At 72.0% G+C, this 25118-nt stretch carries 20 protein-coding genes; 6 read left to right on the top strand and 14 right to left on the bottom strand.

Going from position 1 to position 25118, the window contains the following annotated elements; translation table 11 throughout:
• The first annotated feature begins 101 nt into the window (after window positions 1-101).
• Window positions 102-1172, top strand: a complete 1071-nt coding sequence (locus EIZ62_RS22170) for a M48 family metallopeptidase (protein ID WP_156694441.1) — start codon at window positions 102-104, stop codon at window positions 1170-1172.
• A gap of 147 nt (window positions 1173-1319) precedes the next feature.
• Here the strand turns inward: EIZ62_RS22170 and EIZ62_RS22165 are convergent, their stop codons facing one another.
• From EIZ62_RS22165 to rplU, 12 genes are all read right to left on the bottom strand, one after another.
• Window positions 1320-2441, bottom strand: a complete 1122-nt coding sequence (locus EIZ62_RS22165; protein WP_156694440.1) for an SCO2583 family membrane protein — start codon at window positions 2439-2441, stop codon at window positions 1320-1322.
• A gap of 65 nt (window positions 2442-2506) precedes the next feature.
• Window positions 2507-3058, bottom strand: coding sequence for an SCO2584 family spore wall biosynthesis protein (locus tag EIZ62_RS22160; protein ID WP_156694439.1), 552 nt, complete (start codon window positions 3056-3058; stop codon window positions 2507-2509).
• A gap of 113 nt (window positions 3059-3171) precedes the next feature.
• Window positions 3172-4491: a glutamate-5-semialdehyde dehydrogenase gene (locus EIZ62_RS22155; protein ID WP_156694438.1), complete on the bottom strand. Its 1320-nt coding sequence runs from the start codon at window positions 4489-4491 to the stop codon at window positions 3172-3174.
• Window positions 4492-4555: 64 nt separating this feature from the next.
• Window positions 4556-5056: a hypothetical protein gene (locus EIZ62_RS22150; protein ID WP_156694437.1), complete on the bottom strand. Its 501-nt coding sequence runs from the start codon at window positions 5054-5056 to the stop codon at window positions 4556-4558.
• 142 nt (window positions 5057-5198) lie between these two features.
• Window positions 5199-6326 carry a glutamate 5-kinase gene (proB, locus tag EIZ62_RS22145; protein ID WP_208828001.1) on the bottom strand — a complete coding sequence of 376 codons (1128 nt, stop codon included), beginning with the start codon at window positions 6324-6326 and terminating at the stop codon, window positions 5199-5201.
• 69 nt (window positions 6327-6395) lie between these two features.
• Entirely contained in the window at window positions 6396-7583 is a 1188-nt protein-coding gene (locus tag EIZ62_RS22140; protein WP_156694436.1) for a glycosyltransferase family 2 protein, read from the bottom strand.
• Between the two features lie 120 nt (window positions 7584-7703).
• On the bottom strand, window positions 7704-9848 hold the full coding sequence (locus EIZ62_RS22135; RefSeq protein ID WP_244375898.1) for a hypothetical protein: 2145 nt from the start codon (window positions 9846-9848) through the stop codon (window positions 7704-7706).
• 179 nt (window positions 9849-10027) lie between these two features.
• A complete protein-coding gene (locus EIZ62_RS22130; protein ID WP_156694434.1) occupies window positions 10028-11527 on the bottom strand; it encodes a bifunctional cytidylyltransferase/SDR family oxidoreductase in 1500 nt (499 codons plus the stop codon).
• 165 nt (window positions 11528-11692) lie between these two features.
• Window positions 11693-13732 (bottom strand): glycosyltransferase family 4 protein, encoded by a 2040-nt coding sequence (locus EIZ62_RS22125; protein ID WP_156694433.1) that lies wholly within the window; start codon window positions 13730-13732, stop codon window positions 11693-11695.
• A gap of 221 nt (window positions 13733-13953) precedes the next feature.
• The gene (gene obgE, locus EIZ62_RS22120; RefSeq protein ID WP_156694432.1) at window positions 13954-15390 is read right to left on the bottom strand and encodes a GTPase ObgE; all 1437 of its coding nucleotides are present in this window, start codon (window positions 15388-15390) and stop codon (window positions 13954-13956) included.
• A 101-nt stretch (window positions 15391-15491) separates the two neighbouring features.
• Window positions 15492-15749: a 50S ribosomal protein L27 gene (gene rpmA, locus EIZ62_RS22115; RefSeq protein ID WP_156694431.1), complete on the bottom strand. Its 258-nt coding sequence runs from the start codon at window positions 15747-15749 to the stop codon at window positions 15492-15494.
• Window positions 15750-15763: 14 nt separating this feature from the next.
• The gene (gene rplU, locus EIZ62_RS22110; protein WP_156694430.1) at window positions 15764-16084 is read right to left on the bottom strand and encodes a 50S ribosomal protein L21; all 321 of its coding nucleotides are present in this window, start codon (window positions 16082-16084) and stop codon (window positions 15764-15766) included.
• 257 nt (window positions 16085-16341) lie between these two features.
• On the opposite strand from rplU, the gene EIZ62_RS22105 reads away from it, so the two are divergent.
• Window positions 16342-16941, top strand: a complete 600-nt coding sequence (locus EIZ62_RS22105) for an acyltransferase (RefSeq protein WP_156694429.1) — start codon at window positions 16342-16344, stop codon at window positions 16939-16941.
• Window positions 16942-17387: 446 nt separating this feature from the next.
• On the opposite strand, the gene EIZ62_RS22100 is transcribed toward EIZ62_RS22105, so the two are convergent.
• Window positions 17388-18530 carry a PLL family lectin gene (locus EIZ62_RS22100; RefSeq protein ID WP_156694428.1) on the bottom strand — a complete coding sequence of 381 codons (1143 nt, stop codon included), beginning with the start codon at window positions 18528-18530 and terminating at the stop codon, window positions 17388-17390.
• Between the two features lie 166 nt (window positions 18531-18696).
• On the opposite strand from EIZ62_RS22100, the gene EIZ62_RS22095 reads away from it, so the two are divergent.
• From EIZ62_RS22095 to EIZ62_RS22080, 4 genes are all read left to right on the top strand, one after another.
• Window positions 18697-19071 (top strand): PIN domain-containing protein, encoded by a 375-nt coding sequence (locus EIZ62_RS22095; RefSeq protein ID WP_156694427.1) that lies wholly within the window; start codon window positions 18697-18699, stop codon window positions 19069-19071.
• Between the two features lie 264 nt (window positions 19072-19335).
• The gene (gene wecB / locus EIZ62_RS22090; protein WP_156694426.1) at window positions 19336-20439 is read left to right on the top strand and encodes a non-hydrolyzing UDP-N-acetylglucosamine 2-epimerase; all 1104 of its coding nucleotides are present in this window, start codon (window positions 19336-19338) and stop codon (window positions 20437-20439) included.
• Between the two features lie 112 nt (window positions 20440-20551).
• On the top strand, window positions 20552-21928 hold the full coding sequence (locus tag EIZ62_RS22085; protein WP_156696543.1) for a glycosyltransferase: 1377 nt from the start codon (window positions 20552-20554) through the stop codon (window positions 21926-21928).
• Window positions 21925-24057 (top strand): glycosyltransferase family protein, encoded by a 2133-nt coding sequence (locus EIZ62_RS22080; protein WP_156694425.1) that lies wholly within the window; start codon window positions 21925-21927, stop codon window positions 24055-24057. Before EIZ62_RS22085 ends, EIZ62_RS22080 begins: the two co-directional genes overlap by 4 nt.
• A gap of 67 nt (window positions 24058-24124) precedes the next feature.
• Here EIZ62_RS22080 and galE read toward each other — a convergent pair whose 3' ends face one another.
• Window positions 24125-25093, bottom strand: coding sequence for a UDP-glucose 4-epimerase GalE (galE, locus tag EIZ62_RS22075; protein ID WP_156694424.1), 969 nt, complete (start codon window positions 25091-25093; stop codon window positions 24125-24127).
• Between the last annotated feature and the right edge of the window lie 25 nt (window positions 25094-25118).

Raw genomic sequence — 25118 nt, 5'->3', positions numbered from 1 at the left:
CTCCTCGGTTGTCCACAGGCTCGGTGGCACCGTGGCTCCAGCGCCTACGCTGGGGGCCGTCAGGGGGACGAGACAGGTCTCGTACGAAGAGAGGGCAATTCATGACCGACAGCAGTCACGAGAACGTGCCGAGCAGGCAGCGCAGGCGGTTCCCGGGCATCTCGTCCCGGGCCTACGAGCATCCGGCGGACCGGTCCGCGCTCGTCGCCCTGCGCAAGCTCAGCGGCTTCGACACGGTCTTCAAGGCGCTGAGCGGACTGCTGCCGGAGCGCAGCCTGCGGCTGCTCTTCCTGTCCGACTCGGTCCGGGTGAGCGACGCGCAGTTCGCCCACCTCAACGGCATGCTGCGGGACGCCTGTTACATCCTGGACCTGGAGAAGGTCCCGGCGATGTACGTGACGCAGGACCCCAAGCCCAACGCCATGTGCATCGGTCTGGACGAGCCGATCATCGTCGTCACCACCGGGCTGGTGGAGCTGCTGGACGAGGAGGAGATGCGGGCGGTCGTCGGGCACGAGGTGGGCCACGCCCTGTCGGGCCACGCCGTGTACCGCACGGTGCTGCTCTTCCTCACCGGCCTGGCGATGAAGGTCGCCTGGATCCCGCTCGGAAACGTGGCGATCATGGCGATCGTGACGGCGCTGCGCGAGTGGTTCCGGAAGTCGGAGCTGTCGGCCGACCGGGCCGGGCTGCTGGTGGGCCAGGACATCAAGGCGTCGATGCGCGGACTGATGAAGATCGCGGGCGGCAACCACCTGCACGAGATGAACGTGGACGCGTTCCTGGAGCAGGCCGAGGAGTACGAGGCCGGGGGCGACCTGCGCGACTCGGTGCTCAAGATCCTGAACGTGCTGCCGCGCTCCCACCCGTTCACCACGGTGCGGGCCGCCGAGCTGAAGAAGTGGGCCGAGAGCCGCGACTACCAGCGGATCATCGACGGCCACTACCCGCGCCGCTCGGAGGACAAGGACACGTCGGTCACGGACTCCTTCCGCGAGTCCGCGTCCCACTACGCCGAGTCGGTGCGCACGAGCAAGGACCCGCTGATGAAGCTGGTCGGCGACATAGCCGGCGGCGCGGGCGACCTGGGCGGCAAGCTCCGCGACAAGTTCACGGGCGGCTCCCCCGGCGGCCCGGGCCGGCCGGAGAACAACGGCGGCCCGACGGGCTGACCCACCATCGCCGCCCCGGCCCACGGCCCCGGGGCCAGCTGCCGCGAGCGGGTGGCTTCCGAGGGCCGGTGTGGGGCTCCGCGGGCCGGGTGAGGTGCGGGAGCGCCACCTGAGGGGCCGGGTCGGGGCGCCGGCGCCCGGCTCCGGTCACGGCCCCGGGGTCGAGGGCCCCGGCTCGGACGGTTGGGCTCGGGGGGACAGGGCGCCGCAGAGGGCGGTGGTCGTGCGGGTGCCGAGCGCGTAGGGGTCGGTGACCGCGGGGCCCGTGGGGGTGGCGCGGTGGCCGGCGAGCACCGGGTGCAGGGCGCCGGACGGGTCGGACGAGCAGGCCTGGGGGCCGGCCTGCACCCGGCTGGTCAGCACCTCCGCCCGGTGCATCCGCAGGTCCTCGCGGTCGAAGCGGAAGGTCAGCTCGCGCCGGACCGTGAAGAGCGAGGCGTCGGCGAGAGTGCTCGCCCCCGCCGGGCGCACCGCGTAGACGAGCGTGTGGTCCGTCGTCACCTCCAGGGCGTCGGCCCCCACCTCGGCCGGGCGCATGGTGCCCCGGACGCGGGCGGTGGTGTCCGCCAGCGCCACCTCGGTGGTGTCGAAGCGCACCAGCCAGCCCGTCGCGGCGTGCCATCCGTCGTCGGCCGGGGACTCGACGCTGCGGTCGAACTGGTCCAGCTGGTCGGGGTCGAGCAGCAGCCGTACCTGCCGTACGGCGTTGCCGGTCAGGACGTCGGGGTCGAGCGACGACCGCACCAGGTAGTCCTTCACCGTGCTCAGCGCGGTCATCACCTGGCTGTCGGAGAAGTGGGCGGTGCGCCTGACGGCCGGAAGGGTGATGCCGGCGGCGCCCGTGCGGAACTGGGCGGCGGGGCTGCGGGCGTACAGGGCGGCGGGTTCCCCGCCGGGGACGGTGCCCTGCGGGGCGAGCGGCACGACCATGATCCGCAGCGACTCCGCCCGGCGGTCGGTCACCGGCCGGTAGGTGTTCCGGGCGCTCATGTACACCACGGCCGCGAAGGCCACGGCGAGCATCAGCACGATCGCCAGGGCCCCGTGGCGGGAACGGGAGCGGACCGCTTCCGCGTCCGCCTCCGCTCCCCGGGCGGGCCGGCTCCGTACGGCCTCGGCGTGCTCGCCCATGCGTTCCCGCGCCGAGTACTCCTGGAGGCGGGCAGCGCGGATGAACGACTCGTCGAAGACGACGGACCGGTACTCGTCCTCACCACCGCCGGGAACCCCGTCGGGCGTCCCCTCAGGCGGGTCGCCACGCCCTGCCATACCTTCAGGTTAGGTCGGCCGGGCTCCCGGTAAACGCGCTGGTGCGGGACAACGCCCGGGTGGCCTCAGGGTGTTCGTGGCACCGCCGGGGCGGGTACGGGGGCGGGCGCCGGGGGCGGGGTGTCGACGCCGCTGGTCGCCGGGGCCGGCACCGGCCCGCCACGGCTTCCGGAGCCGCCGCGGTAGACGGCCGTGAAGGCGAGGGCGACCATGCCGACGCCCATCACGACGGCGAGGACCCAGGCCACCGGGCGGTGCCAGCGGGAGCTGGGCCGGTAGGGGCGCAGCGCGCCGCCGTGCGCCCCGTAGGGGTCGGCGTCGTCGGTGTCCCGGTCGTACGCCCCGGCGTACCCGTGCGGGCGCGGGTGGCCGTACGCGTCGTCGTAGCGCTCGTCGTCCGTGGGGCCGGCGCCCGCGCCGGAGCGGGCGGCCTCGGCGTCGGCGCGCGCCTGGGCGGCGGCCAACAGCCGGTCGACGGCGGTGGGTTCATGGACCTCGGCGGCCCGTACCCAGTCCTCGTCGAACACCACGGAGGCGAAGTCCTCGTCCGCGCCCCCGCGGTCGTCGTCGGGCTCCCAGCCGTCCGGGAACGGCTTGCCCCCCACGTCGTCCGGCACGCCTTCAGGGTAGACCGAGGTGGTGGTTTTGGGCAGGCGGAGCGCAAACCCCGTCGGAGGACCGAGCGGCCCGGCACGGCGGGGCCGGTCCGGACCGGCCCCGCGCAGGGCACCTATCGGGTGTGGCCGTCGCCCGTGACGATGTACTTCGTCGACGTCAGCTCCGGCAGGCCCATGGGGCCGCGGGCATGGAGCTTCTGGGTGGAGATGCCGATCTCGGCGCCGAAGCCGAACTGGCCGCCGTCCGTGAAGCGGGTGGACGCGTTCACCGCGACGGTGGTCGAGTCGACCAGCTGGGTGAACCGGCGGGCGGCCGCCTGGGAGGTGGTGACGATCGCCTCGGTGTGGCCGGAGGTCCACAGCCGGATGTGCCCCACGGCGGCGTCCAGCGAGTCGACGACGGCCGCGGCGATGTCGTACGAGAGGTACTCCGTCTCCCAGTCCTCCGCGGTGGCCGCCACGACGGTGGCCTTGGAGCCGTCCGCGTAGGCCTGCACCCGCTCGTCGGCGTGGACGGTGACGCCCGCCTCGGCGAGGGCGTCCAGGGCCCGCGGCAGGAAGGTGTCGGCGATGTCCTGGTGGACGAGGAGGGTCTCGGCGGCGTTGCAGACGCTGGGCCGCTGCGCCTTGGAGTTGATCAGGATGTCGACGGCCATGTCGAGGTCGGCCTGGGCGTCGACGTACACGTGGCAGTTGCCGGTGCCGGTCTCGATGACCGGGACGGTGGACTCCTCGACGACCGTGCGGATCAGGGAGGCGCCGCCGCGCGGGATCAGCACGTCGACCAGGCCGCGGGCGCGCATCAGCTCGCGCACCGAGTCGCGGGACTCGCCGGGCACGAGCTGCACGGCGTCGGCCGGGAGGCCTGCGCCGCCGACCGCGTCGCGCAGGACGCGGACGAGGGCGGTGTTCGAGGAGTACGCGGAGGAGGAGCCGCGCAGCAGCACCGCGTTCCCGGACTTCAGGCACAGAGCGGCGGCGTCGACGGTCACGTTGGGCCGGGCCTCGTAGATGATGCCGACGACGCCGAGCGGGACGCGGACCTGCCGGACGTCGATGCCGTTGGGGAGGGTGGAGCCGCGGACGACCTCGCCGACCGGGTCGGGCAGCGCGGCCACGTCACGGACGTCGGCGGCGATGGCCCGTACCCGCTCGGGGGTGAGCGTCAGGCGGTCGATGATCGACTCGCTGGTGCCGGCCTCCCTGGCCCGGGTGACGTCCTCGGCGTTGGCCTCGACGATCTCGCTCGTACGGACCTCCAGCGCGTCCGCGATCGCCAGCAGCGCGTCGTCCTTGGCCGAGCGCGGGAGTGGCGCGATTTCGGCGGCGGCGGCACGCGCCCGGTAGGCGGTGCGGGCGACGGGGGTCATGTCGTCGTACGGCGTGACGGACGGCGAGCCGGCGGCGGAGGCGGGAGAGTGCGACGAGGTCATACTCGCAGCGTAATGCGCCCGGGACGGGCATCCATCCCATATCCCGCTCTGCGAGACGCCCCGGTCAGTACGGGTGCACGCCCACCGGGGCGGCCGGGGGCGGGCCGTAGCCCTCCGCGATCCGCAGGTGGTACGTCTCGCGGTCGATGACCTCCAGGCCGACGATCTCCCACGGCGGGAGGTTGGCGCTCTGCCGGTGCTCGCCCCACAGCCGCAGGGCGACGGCGGCCGCGTCGTGCAGGTCGCGGGCCTCCTCCCAGTACCGGATCTCGGCGTGATCGTTGGCATACCGGCTGGTCAGCAGGAACGGGTGATCGTGGGCGAGCTGCTCCAGGGCGCGTCTGACGTCCTTGAGCGGGGCGGCCCGGCCGGAGACGCTGAGGGTGATGTGCCACAGCTTGGACACCGGGCGGTCGGGGGTGTGCCGGTCGGGCCGGCCTCCCGCCTGCCGGTCCGCGGCGCCCTCGTCGAGGACGGCTTCGTCGAAGTCGGCCCCTGCCTCGACACTCGTCAAGGCGCGTTCGGCCGTCCCTCGGGGCAGAGCCCCCGGGCGCGCTCGTCTCACCGGCGGCCTCCTGTTTGTGCGTCGTGGTGCTGTCACCCCGCTTACCCCTGAGACAAAGTTGACCAGTCCTGCGTGGAACGTGGGGCGGTTTTGGTGAAGGTGTCTGGCGGATGGCGGGACTTTCAGCCGTTCTGGGACGGGTCTAGGGCTGGAGGACGACGAGATCGTCCCTGTGTACGACCTCCCGCTCGTACGCCGGGCCCAGCTCCTTCGCCAGCTCCCTGGTGGACCGGCCCAGGAGCTGGGGGATCTCCTTGGCGTCGAAGTTGACGAGCCCCCGTGCGACGGCCCGGCCCGAGGTGTCGCGCAGCTCGACCGGGTCCCCGGCGCCGAATTCCCCCTCGACGGCCGCGATGCCCGCGGGGAGCAGGGACTTCCTGCCGTCGACGACCGCCCGCACCGCGCCGTCGTCCAGGACCAGGGCGCCCTGCGGGGTGGAGGCGTGGGCCAGCCACAGCAGCCGGTCGGCGGAGCGGCGGCCGGTGCGGCGGAAGTAGGTGCCGGTGTCGCGGCCCGCGAGGGCGTCGGCGGCGCGGCTGGCGGAGGTGAGGACGACCGGTACGCCCGCGGCGGCGGCGATCCGGGCCGCCTCGACCTTGGTGACCATGCCACCGGTGCCGACGCCCGCCTTGCCCGCCGAGCCGATCTCGACGCCCGCGAGGTCCTCCGGGCCGCGCACCTCGGCGATGCGCGAGGTGCCCGGCTTCGACGGGTCGCCGTCGTACAGCCCGTCCACGTCGGAGAGCAGGACGAGCAGGTCGGCGCGGACGAGGTGGGCGACGAGCGCGGCCAGCCGGTCGTTGTCGCCGAACCGGATCTCGTCCGTGGCCACCGTGTCGTTCTCGTTGATGACGGGCAGGGCGCCCATCGCGAGCAGCTGGTCGAGCGTCCGGTAGGCGTTGCGGTAGTGGGCGCGGCGGCTGGTGTCGTCGGCGGTGAGCAGGACCTGGCCGACGCGTACGCCGTAGCGGGCGAAGGAGGCGGTGTAGCGGGCGACGAGGAGGCCCTGGCCGACGCTGGCGGCGGCCTGCTGGCGGGCCAGGTCCTTGGGGCGGCGGGCGAGGCCGAGCGGCGCGAGCCCGGCGGCGATGGCCCCGGAGGAGACCAGGAGGACCTCCTTCTCGCCTCCGCTGCGGACCTTGGCGAGTACGTCGACGAGTGCGTCGACCCGGTCGGCGTCGATGCCGCCGGACGCGGTGGTCAGGGAGGAGGAACCGACCTTGACGACGATCCTGCGCGCTTCCGTCACGTACTGCCTTGCCACTGTCACAGGGGAAAATCTATGCCAGGCGCGCCGTTCGGCGCGCGCGGGTTCCAGCCGCTGGACGCCGGTCCGGACTCAGGCCCCCGCCCGCACCCTCCGCAGGTGCCGCAGCGTCCGGTCCGCCAGCCGCCGGGCGCGGCGCCGTGCGACGGTCAAGGGGCCGGGCGCGCCGCGCACTTCGTACGCCGAGTCCGGGATGCCGAGCGCCGGGTCGCGGAAGTGCGGGTACGCCAGGTACTCGCGACCCCGCCGGCGTACCCGCTCCGGCTGCTTCCCCTCGTGCAGGAAGGCAACCACGTCGACGAGGGGGTCGGGCAGGTCCATCGCCACGCAGGTCAGCCGCAGCCGTTCGTCGGTCTTCAGGCGGCGGGCCAGGCCGGGGGTCCAGTGGGCGGCCATCAGCGGCGCGGCGAGCTTCATCTTGGCGAGCAGGACGTCGCGGGGCTGGCGGAGCACGACGGGCCCGAACTGCGGCAGCAGGGTGACCGCGAAGGGGCGCATCATCAGCAGGTCGCGGCGCTCGCCCGCCGGTACGTGCGCGGCGATCAGCCGCATCAGGGCCCTGGCCGAGTCGAAGCGGGGGACGTAACCGCCGGTCTTCGTCAGGTGTTTGCCGTCCTCGCGGCCCACCAGGTAGTAGCAGGTGGGGTCGGAGACCACCGACACCCCGTTGCCGCGCAGGTACGCCTCCAGGGTGAACAGCGCGTCCTCGCCGGTGCGCAGCGACTCGTCGAAGCGCATGCCGTGCCGGACGAGCAGGTCGCGGCGGAAGAGTTTCTGGGCGCTGAGCGTGTACTTGACGTTGGAGCGGTAGATGTCGGCGCGTTCGACGGTCTCGTTCCACATCGATTTGGCGGCGTTGCGGTTGACGCCGACGGTCTTGCCGAGCACCACGTCCGTGCCGGCCCGGTCGGCCATCGCGACGAGGCGTTCCAGCGCCTCGTCGCCGAAGTAGTCGTCGGCGTCCAGGAAGAAGACGAACCGGCCGCGGGCGAGGGCGAGTCCGGTGTTGCGCGGGCGGCTGGGGCCGCCGGAGTTGGACTGTCGCACGACGCGGGTGGCGACCTTGGAGCGGGTGGCGAACTCCTCCAGGTACTCCCCCGTGCCGTCGGTCGAGCCGTCGTCGACGGCGACGATCTCGATCCGGTCGGCGCCGAGCGTCTGCGACTCCACCGACTCCAGGCACTTCACCAGGTACGGCATCGCTTCATAGGCTCCGATGATCACGCTGACATCGGGAGTGTTCTCGTTCACGTCCGTCATGGTGCCCGGGGGGTCGTCGCGGGGAGTGACGGCACGCACGACGGCCCGTAAGTGCTCCTCGGACGAGGGACTTACGGGCCGTCGGGTGTACGTGCGCGCTTTACGCGGGGGTGCCGGGGCTCAGGTGGCCACCGTCGCCTCCTGCGCGCCCTTCTCCGCCACCGTGTCGAGCGCGGCGCCGGCCGGCTCGGCGCCCGCGCCGTCGGCCTCCTGGTCCAGCTCGCCGATCCGCTGGCCGGCCAGCCGCTGCGCCACGCCGTTGTTGCGGGCCTCCGCCTTGGCGGCCAGCGCGCGTACCGCGGTGTTGAACTGCTCCATGGACGTGGGCTCGTCGGGGCCCAGCAGGTACCGCTTGAGCTGCTTGCGCTCCCCGGCGAGGAGGTCGGCGGCCGGGTCGGCCACGGCCGCCAGCAGTTCGTCCAGCTCCTCGGCGCCGTTGGAGAGGATCACCGCGGCCCGTACGGCGGTGTTCTGGCGCTTGAACTCGTCGGTGCCGAGCTCGGCGGAGTCGGTGACGGCGTACGGCTTGCCGCTCGCGATGAAGTCGGACACGACGCTGGAGATGTCGGAGACCATGCCGTCGGCCTCGTTGAAGCAGTCGTACAGCTTCGGCTCGGCGCCGGTGACGACCTTGTGCTCCCACCAGCCGAACGAGCGCCAGTACGCGTCGTTCCACTCGGCCCGCAGCCGCTTGAGGTCGGCCAGCCGCTGGGGGTCGGCGAGCGAGACGCGGGACTCCTCGGCCTCGTCGCCGCCCTTGCGGCCGGGGGCGGCGAGCTGCGCGATGCGGGCCTCGACACGGGTCAGTTCGGCGCGGGCCGCGGCCTGGGAGGACTGGGCGGCGGCGATCTCCTTCGCCCAGCGCGGGTCGGCCGCGCGCTCGGCGTTGGCGGCGGCGACCATCTTCTGGAGGCGCTCGTCGACGGCCTTGGCCTTCTTGTTGACGAGCCCGGTGAAGGGGTGCGGCTTGTAGATGACCCGGACCGGCCGTGGGGCGTTCAGCAGCCGCTTCACGATGTTCTCGCCGGCCAGCAGCAGGGAGGTGTTGCCGGGGTTGTTGTCCCAGCCCTCCCAGGTGGGGGCGTACAGGACGGTGGGGATCGCGTTCTGGGGCGTGCCCGTCCAGGTGCGGATCGGGGCGAGCTGCGGGCGGCCCACCTCGACGATGTCGTCGTCGCGGACGCCGACGTCGGCGAGGGCGTACCGGTCGCGGCCGGCCTGGCCCGCGGTCCACACCTCGTCGTACACCTTGGAGAACGGGTTGACGCTGGCGAGCTTGTCGCTGTCGCCGTGCCCGATGAAGACGTGCTTCATGGTCGGGACGCGCAGCATGTGGATGTTCTTGCCGACGTTGGCCGGGTAGAGCGTGACGCGGATCGACGACAGGTCCATCGCCATCAGGTGCTGGCCGCCGGGGACGCACAGGATCGGCACGGAGGTCGGGTTGAGCTTCCTGACCAGGTTCCGCTCGCGCATGATGATCAGCGGCCGTCCGTCGACCTGCTCCATCGTCTCCAGCCACATGTTGACCTGGTACGCGGAGTCGTCGGAGCCGGAGAAGTACAGCGCGACGGTCGGCTGGTACTCGCGCAGCCAGGTGGCGACGGCCTTGAGCGCGGCGCCGGTGGCCGGCGCGCGGCGCTTGCGGCGCAGGTACGGCACGAGGGCCGCGGTGTAGAGCAGGCCCAGGGCGAGGGTCGCCCCGACGCCCGCGTAGCCGATGGCGTCGACGCCGGTGGCGGCCGCGGCGATCACGCCCGCCATGGCGGGGAGGTCGAGGTGCAGCATCTTCTCGGCGGAGCGGCTCAGCAGCGCCTGCGGCGGGGCGTCGGGGATGCGTACGGCGTTGAGGTCGACGTTGCGCGTGACGACCGGCATGGTGCGGCGCAGCCGGATGAGGGTCGCGAGGGCGCCCTGCGGTGCCTGGAGGCCGTAGAAGAGCAGGAAGCAGGCGACCGCCGCGAAGAACACGGGCTGCTCGGCGAGGCCTTCGCGGGCGAGCAGCAGGATCAGCAGCAGCTGGCGCAGCAGGAAGCGGATCGGCAGACCGGCCCGGACCTTGCTCAGCCGGTTGATCAGGTAACTGTCCTTCTGGTGCAGATACCAGTCGGCGACATAGGTCACGGCACCGGCGGCCGCGAAGAACCAGAGGTTCGGGAGGAGGGCGGCGAGCATGACGCACGGATAACCCAGTCCCATGAGGACTGCCGCGGCCAGCTCGGACGCACTGCCCACGCGTGCCAGGCGAATGGCGGTCGAAATCACGAAGAACCTGCTCCAGAAGGGGGTGCCGGTTTTTTCACATGGACAAAACTCTCGTGAAGGTGGGGGTCTTCACGGACTGACTTCGCGAGCCCTTGCGGACTCTTTCGCAGTTTTACGAACTCGGGCCCCTGCATTCGCGCAATGCGACACAGAGGCCCGAAGAACACATCTGGTGAGTATTACACATCTTCCTGTCGGTCCAGCACGGAGGCCAGAGCCTGTTCGAACCCGGACGCCTCGCTCGCCCCACGGGTGGGGTCCTGCTGCCGGACGTCGATGACGTGGCCGGTGAGCTCGGAAAGCAGCACGTCCAGCGAGGTCCGGGCCACGGCCTCGGAGGACAGCAGCGATCCGGCGGGCTCCTGGCCGAACGCCTTCGTACGCATCGGCGTGGCGGTGCGCTCGGGGTTGACGCAATTCACTCGGATTCCGTCGCCGGCCCATTCGTCGGCGAGCGCCTGCGTGAGATTCACCATGGCGGCCTTGGTGGACGAGTAAAGGCTGTACTCGGCCCGGCCGCGGGTGTAGCTGGAGGACGTGTAGAGCAGCAGCTGCCCCTTGGTCTCCACCAGGTATTTATACGCGGCGCGCGCGATCTGCACGGGCGCCAGGTAATTGACGTTCAGCGCTTCCTGAATGGTCGCGGTGTCGGTCTCGGCGAGTTTGCCGATGCGCAGGACGCCCGCCGTGTTGATGACGTAGTCGATGCGGCCGCCGGCCGCATACGCCGTGGCGAGCGCCTCCTCGACGTGCTCGGGGTTCTCGACGTGCGTGCCGGTGGTGGAGCGGCCCAGCGCGTACACCGTCGCACCGTACCGCTCGGCGAGGGCGGCGATGTCGGCGCCGATACCGTACGAGCCGCCGAAGACGACGAGGGTCTTGCCGGACAGCAGTTCGCGGTACGCGGCCTCGTCGGCCTGGCGCGGGGCGGCGGTGGAGGCCAGCTGGAACAGCTTGTCGGCGATGAAGACGTCGACGGGCTGGGTGACCTTCATGTTGTACTCGTCGCCCGCGACGACGTAGATCGGCACGTCCGGCAGGTACTTCAGCACGACGCTGCAGTCGTCGGTCGCCTGGAAGTTGGGGTCACCGGCCGCGACCTCGTACGCCCGCTTGATCGTGGACAGCTTGAACGCCTGGGGCGTCTGCCCGCGGCGGAGCCGGGAGCGGTCGGGGACGTCGGTGATGAACTCGCCGTCCTCGCCGTGGGTGCGGGTGACGATGATCGTGTCCGCGGAGGGGATGGCGACGTCGACGGCCTGGTACCGGTCGAGGGCGTCGACGCAGTCCTTGATGACGCGCTGTGACAGAAGCGGACGCACCGCGTCGTGGAAGAGGACGTTGAGGTCCTCGCCCTCCCCGAGGCCCTCGCCGAGCGCCTGGATGGCGCGCTCGGTGGTCTCGTTGCGGGTGGCGCCGCCCTCGATGACGCGGGTGACCTTGGTGAGGCCCGCCTTGGCGATGATCCTCTCGACGTCGGGTACGAAACCCGGCGCCATCAGCACGATCACGTCGTCGACGGAGTCCGCCTGCTCGAAGATCGTCAGCGTGTGCTCGATGACCGCCTTGCCCGCGATCTTCAGCAGCTGCTTGGGGATCGAGAGGCCCACGCGCTGGCCGGTACCGCCGGCGAGCACGACAGCTGTGGTGCGGGTCTTGGCTTCATGCGGCGCTGACACAGAACGACCTACCTTGCGACGACTGGGGGACGGGCTGATGGTCGCACTCTCCGTGACCGTCTCGCAAGGCGGACAGAAGGCCCCCCACACCCGCGCGACACCTTCTGTTCACGCTGTGGCCAGGGAGAGCGGACGCACCACGGAAAGGGGCGCCGGTGACCGACATCACGCCGCCGGCCCGTCGACGACGTTGAGCACGAGCTCGTTGGCCGCACTGTAGAAAACCTTGATCACGACCCGCTCCTGGGGCCTGCCGGTCAGCTTCCGCACCACCGCTCGGGCCAGCCCCCCGGGCTGCCGTTTGCGCAGCTCGACCGGAGGGTGGGGGAAGAGGGAGCCCTTCTCCACGACGTCGTCGAGGAAGCGCCCGACCCGGACCGGCTCGGCGTCCGGCGCGTACCGGAGCCACAGGTCCCACACATCGTGCGGGTCCTGCTGACGCGCGGCGGGAGCCGTGCAGGAGAAGGCGAAGCGGAGACCGGCCACCGCCGGTGAGCCGTCAGCGGTTTCCGTGCAGGTTCCGGGGAAGGCCAGCTCCAGGGGCGCCTTGCCGCGCCGCCGCAGCAGGAGAACGGGTTCGCCGTCGGGCTCGGCCGTGCCGTGGAGCCGCGCGGCCAGGGTGATCGTCCCGTCCTCGATGCGGACGTCGCCGGCCTCGGCGTGGACCCGGCGCACCCAGCAACGCACGTGCAGGGCCCCGCCCTTGACGTACGGAACCACCTGCCGAACCGTTTCCCCGGCCCGCTGCCGCTCCGCCGCGCGCATCGCCCCGCGCTGGTCGACGGCGCGCGTGGTGAGCGGTACGCGGCCCTCGGCGCCGGGCAGCCCGATCTGCGCGGGCCAGACGCCCTCGGGGAGCGCCGTACCGGCCGGCACGGTCGCGGTGCCGCGCGCGTCGAAGGGGAAGACGTGCTCGCCGACGAACAGGCGGGCGCCCTCGCGCGGGGTGAGGAGCGACACGGTCAGGGAGCCGTCGGCGGCGGCGACGCAGTCGGCCACCGCATCCCGGCCGGCCGCGGAGCCCGGCTCCGGGTGCGGGGCGGCGCGGTGGGTGGGGGCCGCGCCCAGCTCGCCGAACAGCTCCTCGTACTGCTTGGCCACCGGGCCCGGGGCGAAACGGCGGGCGTTGGCGCGGGCGGCGGCGCCCATGCGGCGGCGCAGACCGGGGTCGTCGATGAGCCGGATCAGCGCGGCGGCGATGGCGTCGACGTCGCCGACAGGTACGAGGAAGCCGTCCTCGCCGTCCTGGATGATCTCGCGGGGGCCGTAGTCGCAGTCGGTGGACACCACGGGCAGCCCGCACCGCATCGCCTCGACGAGCGTCATGCCGAAGGACTCGTGCCGGGACGTGGACACCGCGAGCGCGCCCTTGACCCACTCGGGCTCGATGGGCGAGCGCGGGCCCATGAGGTGCACGCTGTTGTACAGCCCCAGTTGGTCGATCTTCCTGCGGAGCCGGTCCTTCTGGTTGCCCCAGCCGCAGATGCGCAGGGTCCACCCGGGGCGCTGGACGGCGACCTTGCCGAACGCCTCGATCAGCACGTGGTACTGCTTCTCGGACGCCAGCCGCCCGGCCGCCACGATCGTGGTGCCCGAGGTGTCGGAGGGGGTGACGACCGGCTCGGGCACGCTGTTGGGGATGGCGAGCACGCGGGTGCCGGGCAGGGGCATCCGCTCGCGCCAGGAGGCGGCGTCGCCCTCGGAGACGGTGACGAACGCGTCCAGCTCCTTGAGGAACCCGGCCATCTCGGTCCGCAGCTCGGGCTTGTGGTGGTTGTGCGTCATGTGCTCCTGCCCGATGCGCACGGCGCTCGCGGGCGCGAACGCGGCGACGTAGGCGACGAGCCCGGGGCGGGTGCCGATGACGACGTCGGCGTCGGAGCCGGCTCCGGCGTAGTGCGCGCGGACGCGTTCGTCGGTGAGGAGGCTGTACTCCGCGTACCGGGCCTCGTTCCGCGGGAAGTGCTCGGCGGGCCGGAGGTGCAGCTCGTGCTTCTTCTCGTTGGCCGGGGAGGACGGGCGGGTGTCGACGAGCGGGACGACGGTGATGCGCGGGTCGATCGCGAACAGCGGCTCGTCGCGGTGGCGGAACACGGAGACGATCTCCACCTCGTGGCGCCCGGCCAGCTCCTCCGCGAGGTTGAGCGTGGTGCGGATGGTGCCGCCGATGCCGTAAATGGTGTGGATGAGGAAGGAGACCTTCATCAACGCTCCGTTCAAGTCAGCCGGGACACCCGTGGTCCCGCCCCCGGAGACAAGACGGTGATCCTTGGCCACAGGTTGTCCGGTCGGAGCGACGTAAACCGGAATTCATACGCTTTTTTCGACCGCGCCCACACCGGCGCCCCTGCGCGACCGTCCGCTACGCACAGCGACGCCCCGGGGTGCACGGCGGCACCCCGGGGCGTGGGAGAGCTCCCGAAGGATCAGAAGGGCTCGAAGCCCTCGTACTCGCGCTGGGCCTCGTCCCGCTCAGCGTCCCGGTCCTTGCGGCGCTGGGCCGCGGGGCGCGGGGCCTCGAGGCGGTGGTCCTCACCACGGCGGCCGAGCATCTCCGCGCCGGCCATCATCGTGGGCTCCCAGTCGAAGACGACCGCGTTCTCCTCGGGGCCGATGGCCACGCCGTCGCCCGCGCGGGCGCCGGCCTTCATCAGCTGGTCCTCGACGCCGAGGCGGTTGAGGCGGTCCGCCAGGTAGCCGACGGCCTCGTCGTTGTTGAAGTCCGTCTGGCGCACCCAGCGCTCCGGCTTCTCGCCGCGCACGCGGAAGAGGCCGTCCTCCTCCTGCGTGACCGTGAAGCCCGCGTCGTCGACCGCCTTCGGGCGGATGACGATCCGGGTGGCCTCCTCCTTCGGCTTGGCCGCCCGGGCCTTGCCGACGATCTCGGCCAGCGCGAAGGACAGCTCCTTCAGGCCCATGTGGGCGACCGCCGAGACCTCGAAGACGCGGTAGCCGCGCTCCTCCAGGTCGGGGCGGATCATGTCGGCGAGGTCCTTGCCGTCCGGAATGTCGATCTTGTTGAGGACGACGATCCGGGGGCGGTCGTCGAGGCCGCCGTACTGCTTCAGCTCCTCCTCGATGACGTCCAGGTCCGTGACCGGGTCACGGTCGGACTCCAGGGTCGCCGTGTCCAGGACGTGCACGAGCACCGAGCAGCGCTCGACGTGGCGCAGGAACTCCAGGCCGAGCCCACGCCCCTGGCTCGCGCCCGGGATGAGCCCCGGCACGTCCGCGATGGTGAAGACGGTCGAGCCGGCGGTGACGACGCCCAGGTTCGGCACGAGCGTGGTGAACGGGTAGTCGGCGATCTTCGGCTTCGCGGCCGACAGCACGGAGATCAGCGAGGACTTGCCAGCGCTGGGGTAGCCCACCAGCGCGACGTCGGCGACGGTCTTCAGCTCCAGGACGATGTCGCCCGACCGGCCCGGCTCGCCCAGCAGCGCGAAGCCGGGCGCCTTGCGGCGGGCGGAGGCCAGGGCGGCGTTGCCGAGCCCGCCGCGGCCGCCCTCGGCCGCGACGTACGACGTGCCGTGCCCGACCAGGTCGGCCAGCACCTCGCCGTTCTTGTCGAGGACGACCGTGCCGTCCGGCACCGGCAGGACCAGGTCCTGGCCGTCCTTGCCGGACCGGTTGCCGCCCTCGCCGGGCTTGCCGTTGGTGGCCTTGCGGTGCGGCGAGTGGTGGTAGTCCAGGAGCGTGGTGACCGACTGGTCGACGACCAGGATCACGTCACCGCCCCGGCCGCCGTTGCCCCCGTCGGGGCCGCCGAGCGGCTTGAACTTCTCACGGTGGACGGAGGCACAGCCGTGGCCTCCGTTACCCGCGGCGACATGCAGCTCGACGCGGTCCACGAAGGTGGTCATGTTCTGTGCCTCCAGTACGTACGGAAATGTCTACGTGTTAACACGCGAAAGGCGGACCCGCTTCCCGTACGGGAAGTGAGGTCCGCCTCCGCGAAAGTGGATCAGGCAGCGGTCGGAACGATGTTCACGACCTTGCGGCCACGGAACGTGCCGAACTGCACCGCACCGGCCTGCAGCGCGAACAGCGTGTCGTCACCACCACGACCGACACCCGAACCGGGGTGGAAGTGGGTGCCACGCTGGCGGACCAGGATCTCACCGGCGTTGACGACCTGACCGCCGAAGCGCTTCACGCCGAGCCGCTGAGCGTTGGAGTCGCGACCGTTCCGGGTGGACGATGCGCCCTTCTTGTGTGCCATGTCTCCTCAGTCCCTTACTTCGCAGCCGTGGGGATCGCCGTGACCTTGATCGCCGTGTACTGCTGGCGGTGGCCCTGACGACGGCGGTAGCCGGTCTTGTTCTTGTAGCGCAGGATGTCGATCTTGGCGCCCTTGTGGTGGTCCACGACCTCGGCCGTGACCTTGATGCCGGCCAGCACCCACGGGTCGCTGGTCACAGCGTCGCCGTCGACAACGAGCAGGGTCGAGAGCTCGACCGTGTCGCCAACCTTGGCAGTGGAAATCTTGTCAACCTCAACGATGTCGCCGACAGCAACCTTGTGCTGGCGACCACCGCTGCGCACGATGGCGTACACGCGGATCTCACTCTCGCTCGGAACGGAAACCCCTGATGCCAGCCGCTCGCACGGACCGGCGAGGTCCGTGACTGTCCTGGGGACGAGCGGCCTCTCCCGACCCGAGGCCGGGAGGGAGGTGCTCAGGAGTTGGCGCGCATGGAAACACGCCGACGGTCAAGGTTACGGTCAGCGCTCCGAGGGGTCAAACCGGCCGGGCGCCACCCGGCTGGCCGTATGCTCGCCGGGCGAAGACGCATCCCGGAAGGCAGAGCACAGTGAATTACAGGGTCCAGCCCACCGCGCAGGTCGCCGACAACGCCGAGATCGGCGCCGGGAGCAGTGTGTGGGAGCTCGCGCAGATCCGCGAGGGAGCGAAGCTCGGCGAGGGCTGCGTGATCGGTCGCGGTGCGTACGTCGGCACGGGCGTGCGCATGGGTGACAACTGCAAGCTCCAGAACTACGCCCTGGTGTACGAGCCGGCCGAGCTCGGCGACGGTGTCTTCATCGGCCCGGCCGTCGTCCTCACCAACGACCACAACCCGCGCTCCGTCGACCCCGACTTCAAGCAGAAGCGCGGCGGCGACTGGGAGGCCGTGGGCGTACGGATCGCCGACGGCGCCTCGATCGGCGCGCGCTCGGTGTGCGTGGCGCCGCTGGAGATCGGCCGCTGGGCGATGGTGGCCGCGGGGGCGGTCGTCACGAAGGACGTACCGGACTTCGCGCTGGTCGTGGGCGTCCCGGCCCGCCGGATCGGCTGGGTCGGCCGGTCCGGCGTCAAGCTGGTGGAGCGCGCCGGCGAGCCGGGCGTCTGGGAGTGCCCGAAGACGGGTGCGCTGTACGACGAGAAGGACGGCACGCTCACGGAACGCGCCTGACGCACCCGGGGGGCCGTGCCCCCACCCACCGTCCCGCACCCGGCAACGCACCGGGGCGGAGCCGTGCCAACCACCCACCGCCCCGCACCCGGCGACGTACCCGGGGTGGGGCCGTGCAGGGTCGCCCCCGCAGGGGTTGGCGGCGTCACCGGGGCTCCCTATCCCCGTAACCCGAGGCCGCCGGCCCCGAGGAGGCGAGCCCGGAGGGGCCACGCCCCCACCCACCGGGGGTCACCGGCACGAGGCACCGCCCGCAGGCGAACCGGGAACAGGCGCCCCGGTCCCGTTGTGCCCACCCGTTCCGCCCTGCGGAACGATTGCCCACAACGGGGGGCGAGGGTGGGAGCCCCAGCGGGACGATTGCCCACAACGAGACCGGCGGGGGGTGGCCCACAACGTGGCGGGGGCGGGGGCGGGACGATTGCCCGCGACGAGACCGGCGAGGCTCAGGCTCGCGTCCACGCCTCCAGTGCCAGGCCCGGTTCGGGCTTCTGGCGGGCGACGCGGAGGGTGCCGTCCGTGCCGAAGGCGGCCATGACCACGCGGCCGCGGCCGTCGAGGTTCAGCGCGGGGGCGCCCACGCAGGGGTCGCCGGTGAGCGTCCAGGTGGCGCCGAGGGCTTCGTCCTCGGTGGGGTAGGCGGCGAGCGCGGGGCGCCCCGTCGCGGCGTCCCGGCGGGCCATGATCGTGCAGTCGTGACCGTCGACGGCGGTGCGGAGCAGGGCGACCGGACCGGTGCCCGCGCCGGCGCCCAGGACGGAGGGGGCCTTGTCGGAGGGGCGCCAGGCCCGGACCGTACCGTCCTCGGCGTCGTGCCAGTAGTGGGTGAGGCGGCCGCTGCCGGTGCGTTCCGTGGACAGCGACGCGGGCTGGGGCCGGGCCGGGACGTCCTCGGCGCGCTGGAACTTGACGCCCTTGGTCTCCTGGGTCCAGCGCAGGACGTGGTCCTCGGCGGGCGCGACGAGTTCCATCAGGCCGTCGGTGGTGATCGACGCGCGGATGGGCCCGGTGATCCCGCTGCCCTTGAGGTCGGCCCACTTGTTCCACTTGCCCGAGGGCACGGAGGAGCGCCCGCAGATCCCGCCGCCCACGTTGCGCACGAAGACGTGCAGCGAGCCCTCGGAGTCGACGACGGCCGCGGGGGTGCCGATCTGCGCGGCGAGTTCCGGGTCGTTCGGGTAGGGGTTGCCGACGACGGCCCAGTCGCGGACGGCCAGGCCGGACTGGTACTGGAGCGCGAAGACGACGTCGGCGGTGGGGGTGCCGTCCGCGCCGCGGGTGCGGCGCAGGGCCACGAGGTGGACGTATCCGTCGGGGCCCTGGGCTATGGACAGGTGCGGCACGATGCCGGGGGCGGGGATGGTCTCGGGGCCGGTCCAGTCGGGGCCGCCCGGGTGCTTCTCGGTCCAGCGGAGCACGGCGCCGTCGACGGGGGCGTACGCCGTGAGGCGGCCGTCCTTGCCGCGGACCAGCCAGTCGGTGGTGGCCGGGAGGGAGGCGCCGGGAAGCGGGGCGCCGGCCCCGGCGGCGCTACGGCTCGACGGGGCGTCCGCAGGACGCTTGGATTTCCGCGCGGACCACACCGCCATGGCTCACCGCCGACCTTCCCCTGAACAGTTCAAACAGTTCACGCGAGCTCCCCCAAGCTTGCGCGACGATAGCATTTTGGCGCGCGTCCCCCGCTCCCCCGCGAGGGGCCCTCGTCGCTCCCCCGCGAGGGACGCTCGTCGCTCCCCCGCGTGGGACCCTCGTACGGTGCTGACTCTCCTCGTCGTGGACGGCGCGAACGTCGTCGGATCGGTGCCGGACGGCTGGTGGCGGGACCGCCGCGGGGCCGCCGAGCGGCTGCGTGACCGGCTGGTGCCGTACGCCGCCGAAGGGGTGGCCGGGCATCCCGGTCCGCTGGACGTCGTGCTGGTCGTGGAGGGCCGGGCGCGGGGTGTGGAGCCGGTGCCGGGGGTGGGGGTCGACGAGGCGGCGGGCAGCGGCGACGACCGGATCGTGGAGCTGGCCGCGGAGGCGGGCGCGGCGGGGCGCCGCTGTGTGGTGGTGACGGCCGACCGGGAGTTGCGCCGGCGCGTGGCGGAGCACGGCGCCGAGTGCCTGGGCCCCCGCTCCGTACGACCGTGAGGGAGACCACCCCCGTACGCCTCTGGAGGAGCCCGCCGTACGCCCCCGGGAACCGCCGCGAAACCTCGCCGTCAACTGTTCACGGAATTGTTATCCCAGGTGTTCGCGGGTGTACAGGCACCTTCTGACCATGTCTGACCATGGCCGTCGGACGTCGTCGTTCCGGCCCGTGCTCCGGCCGCGGGCCTGGTCATCCGCGCCATTGCCTACGATGGCACGGCACGCCTCCCTCATTGACCTGTCCCAGTAGAAGAAGAGTGCTCAGTGAAAGTCATCAGCATCGTCGGCGCACGTCCCCAATTGGTGAAGCTCGCCCCCATCGCGGCGGCGTTCGCCGAGACGGAGCACGAGCACTTCATCGTGCACACCGGGCAGCACTACGACGCCGACCTCTCCGACGTCTTCTTCGAGGGCCTCGGCATCCCCGACCCGGACGTCCACCTGGGTGTCGGCTCCGGCAGCCACGGCGTCCAGACCGGCGCCGTGCTCTCGGCGCTCGACCCGGTCCTGGAGCGCGAGAAGCCGGACTGGGTGCTGGTGTACGGCGACACCAACTCGACGATCGCCGGTGCGCTGTCGGCCGTGAAGATGCACCTGCCGGTCGCCCACCTGGAGGCGGGCCTGCGCTCGTTCAACCGGCGTATGCCGGAGGAGCACAACCGCGTCCTGACGGACCACTGCGCCGACGTCCTGCTCGCGCCGACCGAGGAGGCCATGCGCCACCTCGCGGACGAGGGCCTGAAGGACCGTGCCGTGCTGGCCGGTGACGTGATGGTCGACATCTGCCTGAAGATCCGGGACGACGTGCGGGCGGGCAAGCACGCGGCCCCGGCCCTGCCGGAGGGCATCGACCCGTCGGAGCCGTTCCTGCTGGCCACGCTGCACCGGCCGGACAACACGGACGACCCGGAGCGCCTGCGGGCGATCATCGACTCGCTGGCGGGGCTGCCGCTGCCCGTCGCGCTGCTCGCCCACCCGCGGCTGGTCTCGCGCGCCCAGGCGCACGACATCGAGCTCAACACCGGTTCGGTGCACGTCGGCCGTCCGCTGCCGTACGCCGGTCTGGTCGCGGCCGTGGAGGCGTCGGCGGGCGTGGTCACCGACTCGGGCGGTCTGCAGAAGGAAGCGTTCCTGCTGGAGCGCATCACGACCACCATCCGTCCCGAGACGGAGTGGGTGGAAACCGTGGACACGGGTTGGAACGTCCTTGTTCCCGACCCGCACACGCTGTCCGCCGACGAGTGGGCGGCGACCGTGACCCGTGCGGTGCCCACGGCCGACCCGGGCACTCCGTACGGGGACGGCCGGGCCGCCCAGAACGTCGTCCGGATCATGGAAGAGTGGAAGGGAGGCAGCCGGCACGCGTGACCGGACAGGTCCTCTCACGAGGCACTTTTCCGTACATGTCACCGTGCTAGCGTCACCGGTTATGTCAGCGTCTCCCAGGTCCGGGCTGCCCGCGACAGGCAAGCGGCCCCACGTGATCTACCTCGCCATCGGTTTCCCTCCCGCGGCCAAGAGCTGCGCGTACCGCATGCGCGAGACCGCGAACCAGTTCATCAACGAGGGCTGGGACGTCACCGTCGTCACCATCGCGCAGGAGTCGTGGGAAAGGGACTCCGGCGTCGACCTCACCCTCCTGGAGCAGGTCGACCCGAAGATCAAGATCGTCGAACTGCCGCTGGTGCGCGAGGACCTGGAGACGGACATCCGTCTCTACAACGAGGACCGCGCCCTCAACCCGAACGGCTGGGTGACCCGCCTGCGGCGCCGCCAGATGGAGCCGTTCCCCGAGCCCAACTTCGGTGAGTGGCGCGAGGACCTGGAGCGGGCCGTGCTCCGCATCCACGGCGAGCACCCGGCCGACCTGCTGCTCGCCAGCTGCGTCCCCTACGTCAACCTCGCCGCGGCGTGGAAGCTGTGGGAGGAGGCGAAGGTGCCGTACGCGGTGGACTTCCGCGACGGCTGGTCGATCGACGTCATCGACGGCGTCGAGGCGTTCGCCCGCGACTCCGCCGAGGGCGTCTGGGAACAGAAGATCCTCGACAACGCGCTGTCCCTGTGGGTCGTCAACGACCCGATCGCGGAGCACTACCGCACCCGCTACCCGGACTTCGCCGACCGCGTCCACGTGGTGCGCAACGGCTACGACGCCGACAGCTCGCCGGGCAAGGCGCACCGCGCCAACCCCGAGGCGGGCCTGGCATTCGGCTACCTCGGCACGGTCAACTTCACGGTCCCGCACCTGGAGACCGTGCTGAACGCCTGGCGCGCCGCCCGCGAGAAGGAGCCGCTGCTGGCCAACGCCACCTTCGAGGTGCGCGGCCACATCGGCAACGGCTCGGGCCGCGAGGCCAACCGGCACGCCGAGGTCCTCAAGCAGGCCGAGGTCGACGGCGTACGCTTCGGCGGCCCCGCCGCCAAGGCCGAGGTGGCGTCCATCTACGCCCGCTGGGACGCGATGGTCCTCATCCTCATCGGCGGCCGGTACGTGACCTCCGGCAAGGTCTACGAGTACATGGCGACCGGTCTGCCGATCGTCTCGGCGCACGTCGTCGAGCACGACGCCTCCAACGTGCTGCGCGGCCACCCGCTGTGGACGGGTGCCGTCGGCATCGACGAGGAGGGGCTGACCGAGTCGTTCGTCAAGGCCGCGCACATGGCGGTGGAGACCAGCGACGAGGTGCACGCCGAAGCCATGGCGCACGCCGACCAGTTCACCCGTGAGGCGCTGATGACCTCCGCCGTGAAGCAGCTGATCGACGACTACACCGCCCTGAAGGCGGAGGCGACGGACACCGCGGACGCGACCGGCCTCGCCCAGAACCAGATCGTCGCCGGAGGACCGTCCCTGTGACCAACGTCCTGTTCATCGCCAGCGTCCGCCCCCAGCTGGGTGTGTTCGCCGACTCGGTGCGCAAGTTCCGCGCCGCGGGCGCGAAGACGTACCTCGCCGGTACGTTCCACCTGGAGCCGGTCGCCGAGGACCTCGCCGCCACCGAGCTGGACGGTACGCACCAGCTCCCCCGCAACCTCAACTTCCGCAGCACCGCGCTGCGCCGCAAGGCCCGGATGGCGCCGGGCGGCATGAAGGTGTGGATGCAGACGGAGCGGGACGGCGTGCTGCGCCGGCTGGCCCGCAAGGCGGACGTCCTGGTGGCGCTCGACGCGGGCGCCGTCTACACGGTGTGGCGCCTGGCGCAGTACTACCGCGTCGAGGAGGCCCACTTCGGCCTGGCACCGGCGCTGAAGGCCGTCGACCGGGTCAAGGCGAAGGGCTCCACGGCCGGCCGGGGCGTCCTGCCGCCGATGGACGTCGTCAAGCAGAACGTGCGCCGCTCGGTGGACGGCCTGCCGGCCACCGTCATGCGGCACGCCACCGCCCGCCCGGTGATGCGTTCCACGGTCGGCGCCCGGATGTGGCGCACGGCCGTCACGGCGCCCGGTGTGCCGCCGAAGGTGCGCATCGCGACGTCCCGTTACGTGGCCGAGGGCATGCAGTGGGCGGGCCGCACCAGTGGCGCCGCCCTGGCGCTCGCCGCCGCCGCGTCGAAGATCCCCGACCTGGGGCTCAAGGCGCAGCTGCTGGACGAGGCCGTGATGAAGGAGCTCGCCAAGGGGCTCAACCCGCGCGACCTCGACAAGGCGGTCGCGGCCCAGCTGGCGCACGCGGACGCGCAGTTCGCGGCGGGCGACCACGAGAAGGCGTCGTTCGCGCTGGACCGTGCGCTGTTCCTGGGCTTCCACCGGGTGCTGCACATCGACCAGTTGTCGTCGCCGCTGGCCAAGGACGCGCAGGGCTTCGTCGAGCCGCTGTACCGGTCCAAGGTCATGGGCGTGATGAAGCGCCCGCAGGGCCGGAAGACCCCGGCGGCGCCCGCGCCGAAGGACCGTCCGCTGCGGCTGCTGGTCACCACCAGCGCCAACGACAACTTCCTGCACCACATCCTGGACCGGTACGGCAACCACCAGGGCGTGGAGCTGCGGTACCTGGACCTGGCGGCGCAGAAGGCGCTCAAGCGGATCGCGTGGGCGGGCCGCCGGGTGCTGGAGGACCGTCTGGCCGGCGGCACCAGCACGTACCAGGAGGAAGTCGAGCGGCTGATGCGGCCGTACCTGGACTGGGCGGACACCGTCTTCCTGGACTGGTCGGTGGGCCCGGCGGCGATGCTGACGACGATCGACCCGGGTGACACCCGGATCGTGGTGCGTCTGCACAGCTACGAGGCGTTCACGCGCTGGCCGCACATGACGGACTTCTCGCGGATCGACGACCTGATCTACGTCGCCCCGCACGTGAAGGACCTCGTCGAGTCGCTGGTGCCGATGCTGCGCGGGGACTCCGCGCCGCGGGCGCACCTGATCGACAACGCCATGGACCTGTCGGGCTTCGCCCGTCCGAAGCCGGCCGACGCCCGCTTCAACCTGGGTCTGGTGGGCATCAGCCAGGTCGCCAAGGACCCGATGTGGGCCGTGGACGTGCTGCGGCGGCTGCGGGAGAAGGACGAGCGCTACCGGCTGCTGCTGGTGGGCGGCGACATGAACCCGAAGACCAGCCGGGCGACCCGCGACTACCGGCGCCAGTTCGACAAGGAGATCGCCCCGCTCATCGAGGAGGGCGTGGTGCTGAAGCTCGGCCCGACGGACGACGTGCCGTCGGCGCTCGCCGAGATCGGCGTGATCCTCTCCTCTTCGGTGCGCGAGGGCTGCCACGTGGGCCTGATGGAGGGCGCGGCGAGCGCCGCCGTCCCGGTCGCCCGTGACTGGCCGTTCTACGCGGGCAAGCCGAACAGCGCCCGCACGCTGTACCCGGAGGGCTGGGTCGTCGGCTCCACGGAGGAGGCCGCGCAGCGGATCCTGGAGACGACGGCGACCGAGGAGGCGTGGCAGAACGCCGGGAAGCTGGCGTCCGAGTACGCGCTGTCGACGTGGGACTGGCCGATCGTGAGCAAGGCGTTCGACAGGCTGTTCCTCGGCGAGGAGTAGGCCGGAGCGCGGGTACGGCGAAGGGCCCCGGGAGCGATCCCGGGGCCCTTCGCCGTGTCCGTCGTGCCTACGGGTGGCGCAGTCGCCAGCCCGCCCAGGCGGACTCGACCATCTCGCGCACCCCGTGCCGGGCGCTCCAGCCCAGCTCTTCGCGGATGCGGTCGGCGGAGGCCACCACCCGGGCGGGGTCGCCGGGGCGGCGGTCGGTGACGTGCGGCTTGATGTCGGTGCGGCCGGTGACGTCCTGGATGAGGCCGACCATCTCCGTGACGGAGACGCCCTCGCCGCGCCCGATGTTCAGGACCAGCGAGGCCGTGGGGTCGGCGGCGAGCCGGCGGGCGGCGGCGACGTGCGCGGAGGCGATGTCCTCGACGTGGATGTAGTCGCGGATGCACGTGCCGTCGGGCGTCGGGTAGTCGTCGCCGAACACCAGGGGCTGCTCGCCGGCGGTGAGCCGCTCGAAGACCATCGGCACGAGGTTGAAGACGCCGTCGTCGCCCAGTTCGGGCGTGGCCGCGCCGGCCACGTTGAAGTACCGCAGCGAGGCGGTCGCCATGCCGTGCGTCCGGCCGGTCGCCGTCACCAGCCACTCGCCGGCCAGCTTGGTCTCGCCGTACGGGTTGATGGGCGCGCACGGCGTGGCCTCGGTGACCAGGTCCACGTCGGGCATGCCGTACACGGCGGCGGAGGAGGAGAACAGGAACCGGGCCACCCCGGCGTCGGCGGCGGCCTCCAGGAGGGTGCGGAGGCCCTCGACGTTCTCGCGGTAGTAGTGCAGGGGCTTGGCGACCGACTCGGCGACCTGCTTCTTGCCCGCGATGTGCACGATGCCGGTGACGGCGTGCTCGGCGAGGACACGGTCGACGACGTCACGGTCGAGGACGGTGCCGACCTCCAGCGGTACGCCGTCGGGGAGCCGCTCGGCGCGGCCCGTGCTCAGATCGTCGAGGACGACGATCCGCTCGCCGCCCTCGGCCATCGCCTTCACCACGTGGGAGCCGATGAAACCGGCGCCGCCAGTAATCAACCAGGTCATGGGGAAACCTTCTGCGCGTCGGCCC

It is taken from the genome of Streptomyces ficellus (assembly GCF_009739905.1).
Classification (GTDB): Bacteria; Actinomycetota; Actinomycetes; order Streptomycetales; family Streptomycetaceae; genus Streptomyces; species Streptomyces ficellus_A.
This window is presented reverse-complemented; position numbering and strand designations above follow the sequence as displayed.

Coding starts and splice junctions, on each gene's coding strand:
- EIZ62_RS22170 (WP_156694441.1), top strand. CDS start 102: ATGACCGACAGCAGTCACGAGAACGTGCCGAGCAGGCAGCGCAGGCGG.
- EIZ62_RS22165 (WP_156694440.1), bottom strand. CDS start 2,441: ATGGCAGGGCGTGGCGACCCGCCTGAGGGGACGCCCGACGGGGTTCCC.
- EIZ62_RS22155 (WP_156694438.1), bottom strand. CDS start 4,491: ATGACCTCGTCGCACTCTCCCGCCTCCGCCGCCGGCTCGCCGTCCGTC.
- EIZ62_RS22140 (WP_156694436.1), bottom strand. CDS start 7,583: ATGACGGACGTGAACGAGAACACTCCCGATGTCAGCGTGATCATCGGA.
- EIZ62_RS22125 (WP_156694433.1), bottom strand. CDS start 13,732: ATGAAGGTCTCCTTCCTCATCCACACCATTTACGGCATCGGCGGCACC.
- obgE (WP_156694432.1), bottom strand. CDS start 15,390: ATGACCACCTTCGTGGACCGCGTCGAGCTGCATGTCGCCGCGGGTAAC.
- rpmA (WP_156694431.1), bottom strand. CDS start 15,749: ATGGCACACAAGAAGGGCGCATCGTCCACCCGGAACGGTCGCGACTCC.
- EIZ62_RS22100 (WP_156694428.1), bottom strand. CDS start 18,530: ATGGCGGTGTGGTCCGCGCGGAAATCCAAGCGTCCTGCGGACGCCCCG.
- galE (WP_156694424.1), bottom strand. CDS start 25,093: ATGACCTGGTTGATTACTGGCGGCGCCGGTTTCATCGGCTCCCACGTG.